Origin of the sequence: Acinetobacter sp. neg1 (assembly GCF_000788125.1) — a bacterium.
Lineage (GTDB): Bacteria > Pseudomonadota > Gammaproteobacteria > Pseudomonadales > Moraxellaceae > Acinetobacter > Acinetobacter vivianii.
Genome location: NZ_JSZD01000011.1, coordinates 1 through 6916, shown reverse-complemented (window position 1 = coordinate 6916; position 6916 = coordinate 1). Strand labels below are relative to the sequence as shown.

Genomic DNA, 6916 nt, shown 5'->3' with positions numbered 1-6916 from the left:
GATCTTAAGTATTACAAATACATTGGCGTTTTCGCTGTCATTGGCATTGTCTGTTTTATGCTTTCTATCGGTTGGTATTTCGCTGCGCTCTTTGTTGCGACTTTACCGGTTGCATTTTGGCTTATGTGGGACAAGGTCAAGTAAATGATTCATGCATGCGCTCTATTCGCTGATCCAGATGCTAATGGGGTACGTGCCTGTCTAGAGTGGGTTGTCATTAACCGCTCTTTATTGCCCGTACTCAGTTATGACGAAGCTTTCCAGCTAGGTACTGGGTTCTGGGCAGTTTGTTTGGTGTCTTGGGGTATGAAACGACTAAAAGACGCTTTTTTTTAAATCAAAGGAGAACAACAAGATGGGTAAATTTTCAATTCGCTCAATTCTAGTTTTTGTATCAGCACTTGCACTGACTTCCGTTGCTAATGCTGCTGGTGAAACGCTACCACTACCAACAATTGATATTGCTCAGTTTCTAAGCTGGATCGGTTTATTGGTAATGGCAGTTTTCACAGTTGCATCCGCAATGCTGTCAGTTTATTTGACGATCAAGGGTACAAAGGCGATCCGTCAAGCGTTCTAAAACAAAGCGCTCTCGTGTGGAAAAAATGCGCAGCGAGGGCTCGCAGCGAGCATTTTTTTTGCATGAGAGCGTGATTATGTCAGAACTCGGTCCATACGTCATTTTAGCTGCATTTATCGTTTCTTCACTGATACTGTTCAGGAACTAAAAAATGCGCTTTTTTAAATATTTACTTCTTATCTCTGCATCGATCATATCTGTTGATGCACTTGCTGCTGCCAAGTATCAAGTTATTGCACCACCTCAGATATTTCCTGTTGAATCATCACCTGATGCTGCTTGTTCCGCTTATGCATCTCAAATGTCTGTAAATAGCTGGAAGTACAGTGTTAAATCAACAACTGAGACCATGTGCTATGTTACCCGTAGTTATAATGGCAGTAATCCTGATAATTATTCAGCACAGATTAAAAAAACATTAGATTGTCCTGCCAAGGGTTGGCCAATTCCTGTCTATGTTTCAAAAGGGTCTAAAATACCAACTCGTATGTGTAAAGACGGTTGTTCTATTGAAGGCCAAGGCATGAGAGTTGGTGTTAATGATACTTATGATATGACACCTATGCAGTTTACCGGCGATGATGTCAATTGTACTGAACAACATTCTAATGATCCTCCGCCATGTGATACTAAAGATCCCTATGGTAAGTGTTACATACCTCCAAACGATGGCTGTACACGTTTATCAGACGGTTCTATTACTTGTCCACCCGATCAACCTGCACCCCCAAAAAACAATGATACATGTAATGGTGCGACATATTGCAAGCGCCCTCCAGAGGGCTGCGGTGAAGGTTATGTTAGTGGCTCATTTAATGGTGAAGCTTTATGTGTTCGATCTGGTCCTAATACTCCTAAAGACCCGTCTAAACCAGATGATCCTCAAGACCCTAAAAATTGCATGAATGGCGGTACTTACTGCCCACAGCCTCCGAACAATACGAACTGTCCCGACGGCTATTATCAGACTACATATAACGGCTCTAAGATTTGTGTCAAAAACAATCCTGATCCAGAAAAGCCTAATCCAAACGATCCCACTGGCGGTAAAGGTCCTGATGGTTCGGGCGGTCCTGACGGGGGTGATGGCGGTGGTGACGGTTCGACTGGTGGTGGAACTATTGATGTCAAAGGCATTATTGATGCTATTAATGCACTTAAGGCAGCTTTATTAAATGCTCTATCTGGTATTTCAGCTAAGATAGATAAGTTGATTAATGGACAAACAGAAACCAATAAAAAGCTTGATACATCAAATGATCATCTTAAAAATATTAAGGATGAATCAACAAAAACAAATGAAAAGTTAGATACATCTAATGGCCATCTCGAAAAAATAGAGGAAGCTACTCAATCAACCAGTGAAGCCATTGGCGAATCAAATAAAAAACTTGATTCCATGAAGGAAGCTATCGAGGGCCAGTATAAGTGTGCCAACGAAAATTATGACCCTAACGATAAGAGATCTAGCAAATATCGCCCCTGTACTGAAAAAGATATTACTGGTGGATCTCCTGAAGACACAAAAGTTGATGTTCAGGAAAAGTCTATAGATCTGGAAAAGGATCTGCGTAGAGATCTATTCGGTGGTAACTCGTCATGTCCTCCGCCATTGGTTATCGAGTTCACATGGATTGATAAAGTTCATCTGGAATTACCTTATGACCTTATGTGTGATGGTGCAGCTCTCGTTAGGCCTTGGATAATTTTGTTGGGCTTGATTGTTTCTTATTTTGTCATCACCGGCCAAAGATCTGGGGGACAAGATTAATGAATTTTTTGTTCCAGGCTTTAATGTGGATAGGTTCATTTTTCCTATCCAGTTTTTTAAAAAGAATCCTTGCTGGTGCTGGTATTGGGATCATTTCATTTATGGCCCAGCAAGTCATTTACTCGCAATTTTTAAATTATTTACAGGGCAGTTTTAAAACACTACATGCCCTGACTCTCATCATGTTTGATCTGTCAGGTCTATCAATTTCATTGAGTTTGGTTGTTTCTTCAGTGGGTATCCGGATGACCATGAATTCAGGCAAATTGGCATTCAGGAAAATCTAAAATGTTATATACAGTTATTGGAAAGCCTGGCGAAGGCAAAAGCTATTGGTGTGTTTCTCAAATGTATGAGAAACAACAAGTTAACATTGCTAATCTTAAAAAAAATATTGAAATATATTATGAAAATAAAACGATACTTGCAGACCGTGGCCATGATATTGATTCGAGTGATGAATACACCTTTAAACGTGAAATTAACGTTAAAGAAAATGACTTAATTGTCGCTAAGATCGTCGATTGGACATTCCAATATAATGAGTTTTTAGAGTTTGAGGATGAAGAGCAGTTCGAGAAATATTTTGAGCTATCAATGCTCTATAACGATTTTATAATTCATATTAATGAACTGTATAAAATTACATTGGCTACGTTTCTTCCAGTACGGCAGATCTATTCTGATATTAATGGTTTAAAAATTGAGGGCGTTCTCCCGTTACCTTCTCTTGACTGGAGAGAAACGCCTTTAGGCTCGATCATGTACATTGACGAGTGTAGAAAAAAACCGCCCTATAAATTTGATACCAAAACCCCTTCAAAAGATCCAATCATTATTGATATGGCTGAGGTTCGACACTATGACAAGGACGTCTATTTAATTTCACAGGATGCTGAGGATATTAATATTTCTTTGCGTCAGTTGGTTGATAAGCTTTACTTCATTAAAAGGCCGTCACAGAAGCCACAAGCATGCTCTTTATACACGTTTGACAAGTGGTTGGGTCGCCCACGTGCAGGGGCAGATTCTAAGAGAGATCCTAAGCCTTATGTTGAACATGAGCTGATTATTTATAAGAAAAAATACTTTGCGATGTATAAAAGTGCATCGAGTCATACATCTGTTAAGTTCAAACTTAACTGGAAGATCTTTGGGTGGATTTTACTAACTCTTTCTCTAATGGGTGTGGTTGCTTACGGTATTAGTTCTGTCCCGATTTTTGGTCAATTCTCATCAACTTTTAAACAGATGTTGGGCATGGAAAAATCACCTTTTGAGGATATTTCTAAATTAGGATCTGGCACCAAGGAACCTGAACAACAACAAACTGAATCCAATCCACAAAATGCACAGCCAACAGATAGTCATCCTTCTGCATCAGAGCCGACTGGATCTAGCACAACAGCTAACGCCAGTGGACAAAATGAATATAAATACGATGTACGTAGACCTTACGATTTTGAATATGACCTGACATATCAGATTCAGGAACGACCACGCTTAGCAGGCTGCATAATTTCAAAGAAAACATGTTCATGCTACACACAGCAAGCAACCAAGATTGACATGTCACAGAGCGACTGTAAGCGCTATATGAGTGGTGATAGACCGTTTGATTACTTTACTAAGCAACAGGACCTACAACGTCAACAGGCGCAGCCACAGCAGGTGTATGCACAGAAAGCAGGCACGCAGCAAGCAAGTGACTTTGATAGAGAGTACTTTGCAAAAATAGAACAGGCAAAACAACAGGGGTTGATATGAAACACGATTCACATGTAAGGGCTTATTTTAGGAAGCGTTTACCTATTAAGCTCATCTTCTTTATTATGGTTTGCTCAACTGGTTTGGGCTTTTATATTGGTTACACTGCAAAGTTTTTCCAATGTCTATTAATTTCTGGAATGTGAAATTACTTCTTTTTGAACTGACTTTTTTGGCTTAACTAGCGAAGTCTGTTAAGTTAAAAAAGCAGTAATTTCTACGCCGGTACATAGTCAATTTCATAAAAATGTATTGCAATATTTAAAAATTGCAATACAATATAAAAATATAGACACTCTCCGGGTAAGAGAAAATGAGATTAGAAAGTTGGCAAAGTCTTACAATAAGTGAAGCTAAAAGCCTTTATGAACACGGGGTTATAAATCAAATTAGAGTTGATGTTATGCTTGGTGATTTTGTTTTAATGGTTAAGACAGATATTACTGAGAGACCGATTCGCACTCATCGTTATGAGTACAAAAAGTATAAATCTTTGGATGCAATACTTAAGGATTATCAATACATTACCTCACAAGAAGTTAAAAGCTTAATTTTAAAATAATAGGTGATTTTATGGATATTGTTGATTTTATTTGGCTTATATTTGTATTCCTTTGGCTTTTTATTTATTTTGGAATTGAGATTTATAAATACATAAGGGACACACTATGAATCAAGAATATGTTCTTATTGCTTACCTTTCGTTAATTTTCATTCTCTTTTTTGGGTCTGTCTTAGTGTTTTTTTTGGCTAGAGATTATTCTGATTTTTAGCCTAAGCATTTAATGCTTTTATTATCAATTGGAGTTATTAAAACAATTGTTAAAAAATGATAACATGACAACATGTTGTCTTAGTTAAAGAAAAAAGCCCATTTTTGGCGAAATGGGCTTTTTGGGAATTTTGTGTACTGCTAACACACGGGTTTATTATCATATGATTATCGAAGAATGTCAAAAAAATGGCGGTCTTGGTATATTTACGAAATCTCAGGCCATGCCCGTAAACAAAGGGTTTCAGCCTAGGTTACATGAATACCTTTTGCAAGATCAGTCAGCAAAATTATTACCAACTGAAAGAGTTTGTAACTGTTTAAAGCGTAGAATTGATAAAGAAAAGAAGCGCTCTGTCATGTTTAACGAATCTAGGAACAAGGCTCACTGGGGCAATGTTCAAAGATGCGGTTCAATTTGGTCTTGTCCTGTTTGTGCCAAACAAATTACGGAAAAACGTCGTTCTGAAATGAATGCTTTGCTTGATTATTGGCGTGATCAGGATGATTCAGATATTAAGTTAATGACTTTAACGTTTTCACATAGTCAATCTGAGCCTCTTAAAGTTCTTTTGAAACAATTAAAACATGCGATAACTCGTTTTTTTGGGCACCGTAAATTTAAGGAACTTTCTACTGCTTGCAATATTGAATATAAAGTTAGGTCGCTTGAAGTTACTTATGGATCTAATGGTTGGCATCCTCATTTTCATATTTTGCTTTTGACTAGAGATATTGACGACCAAGCATTTTATTACAGGGATTCATTGGCTAAATTATGGATTGACTGTTGTATTAAATCTGGTCTATCTAGCCCTTCTATGAAACATGGCCTCGATATTAGGGATGGTTCTTATGCCGAGGATTATATCGCAAAGTGGGGTCTTGATAATGAAATGACCAAGGGGCATGTTAAGCGGGGAAAATCTAGCTCTTTAACTCCATTTGATTTGTTACAGAAGTCTTTTGATGATGAGCTTTATTTTCATAAGCTTCCTAGCAAACTTTTTCAGGAATTTGTTATAGCCATGAAGGGTGCTAGACAACTGGTTTGGTCTAGAGGTCTGAAAGATCTTATTGGTTTGAATGATAAAACTGATCAGGATATTGTTGATGAAACTGATAAAGAATCTATTACATTAATTCAGGTTGAAAAGATTGTTTTCGATATATTAAAAAAATATCAGAAACGACATGAATATTTAAAATGGGTTGAAGATGATTATAACAATGGGTGTCTTGGTAATGGATCTGCTGAATTAAATCTGAATGAGCTTATTCAACTTGAGATTAATCAATTTGAAAGCCATGAAATTGATTTCATGACTTATCGCGGTATTATTTAATTTTGATTTTACCGTGTTCCACTTCTACATGTTTAAATGCTTCATCGAGTATTTCATGAAGCACTTTACTGTCTTCAATTACACTCATCCCCAGTGACATTCTCTGTCTATTAATCTCTAACGATATTTCGTTAATACGTTTTTTCTCCTCTTTCTTCATTCTTACGTAATCAGAAATCATTTTAAAAACAATCCTTTACTAGCTCAATTTTAAATAATAGCAACTTGTTAGCGTGATTGATTGACAACATGACAACATGACAACATAATAATTGTACAAATTTCTTATCAGAAGAGTACAAAACTATGAGTATCAAAACAGTTATTTCAAATGCAGTCGTTCAAAAGGGTTCTCGTAAAACTGACGGTAAAGCCTTCTATTTTGTAGAGGTTCTTGAGCCTGTTCGCAAATATATAAATCCCGATAAACCTGCTGATGCTGCAACTCTTGAAGCTTTAGCAGAAACCAAGGATACAATTCCTGAATTAGTCCTTCATAACAAAAATAATTCTCTTGTTTTCAGTAGCCTAGACCTAAATCAATAATTCATTTGCTTAGGCTATTTGAGGGTTTTTTTATGGATCTTAAGTATTACAAATACATTGGCGTTTTCGCTGTCATTGGCATTGTCTGTTTTATGCTTTCTATCGGTTGGTATTTCGCTGCGCTCTTTGTTGCG

Annotated in this window: 9 protein-coding genes; 8 read left to right on the top strand and 1 reads right to left on the bottom strand. The window is 37.1% G+C overall.

What is annotated here, in order from left to right:
* Window positions 1-144: 144 nt before the first annotated feature.
* From PJ15_RS08460 to PJ15_RS08430, 7 genes are all read left to right on the top strand, one after another.
* Window positions 145-336: a hypothetical protein gene (locus tag PJ15_RS08460; protein ID WP_047429791.1), complete on the top strand. Its 192-nt coding sequence runs from the start codon at window positions 145-147 to the stop codon at window positions 334-336.
* 19 nt (window positions 337-355) lie between these two features.
* Complete coding sequence (locus PJ15_RS08455; RefSeq protein WP_047429789.1) at window positions 356-580, top strand: hypothetical protein; 225 nt, start codon at window positions 356-358, stop codon at window positions 578-580.
* Between the two features lie 151 nt (window positions 581-731).
* Window positions 732-2351 carry a virulence factor TspB C-terminal domain-related protein gene (locus tag PJ15_RS08450; RefSeq protein ID WP_047429786.1) on the top strand — a complete coding sequence of 540 codons (1620 nt, stop codon included), beginning with the start codon at window positions 732-734 and terminating at the stop codon, window positions 2349-2351.
* Window positions 2351-2638 (top strand): DUF2523 family protein, encoded by a 288-nt coding sequence (locus tag PJ15_RS08445; RefSeq protein ID WP_047429783.1) that lies wholly within the window; start codon window positions 2351-2353, stop codon window positions 2636-2638. The genes PJ15_RS08450 and PJ15_RS08445 overlap by 1 nt, the downstream gene beginning before the upstream one ends.
* A gap of 1 nt (window position 2639) precedes the next feature.
* A complete protein-coding gene (locus tag PJ15_RS08440; RefSeq protein WP_047429781.1) occupies window positions 2640-4118 on the top strand; it encodes a zonular occludens toxin domain-containing protein in 1479 nt (492 codons plus the stop codon).
* 313 nt (window positions 4119-4431) lie between these two features.
* The gene (locus PJ15_RS08435) at window positions 4432-4680 is read left to right on the top strand and encodes a hypothetical protein (RefSeq protein WP_047429779.1); all 249 of its coding nucleotides are present in this window, start codon (window positions 4432-4434) and stop codon (window positions 4678-4680) included.
* 374 nt (window positions 4681-5054) lie between these two features.
* Window positions 5055-6236, top strand: coding sequence for a protein rep (locus PJ15_RS08430; protein ID WP_047429793.1), 1182 nt, complete (start codon window positions 5055-5057; stop codon window positions 6234-6236).
* Here the strand turns inward: PJ15_RS08430 and PJ15_RS08425 are convergent.
* The gene (locus PJ15_RS08425) at window positions 6229-6417 is read right to left on the bottom strand and encodes a hypothetical protein (RefSeq protein WP_047429776.1); all 189 of its coding nucleotides are present in this window, start codon (window positions 6415-6417) and stop codon (window positions 6229-6231) included. The genes PJ15_RS08430 and PJ15_RS08425 overlap by 8 nt on opposite strands.
* Before the next feature lie 125 nt (window positions 6418-6542).
* Between PJ15_RS08425 and PJ15_RS08420 the strand changes: the two genes are divergently transcribed.
* Window positions 6543-6782: a hypothetical protein gene (locus PJ15_RS08420; RefSeq protein ID WP_047429773.1), complete on the top strand. Its 240-nt coding sequence runs from the start codon at window positions 6543-6545 to the stop codon at window positions 6780-6782.
* The last annotated feature ends 134 nt before the right edge of the window (window positions 6783-6916 follow it).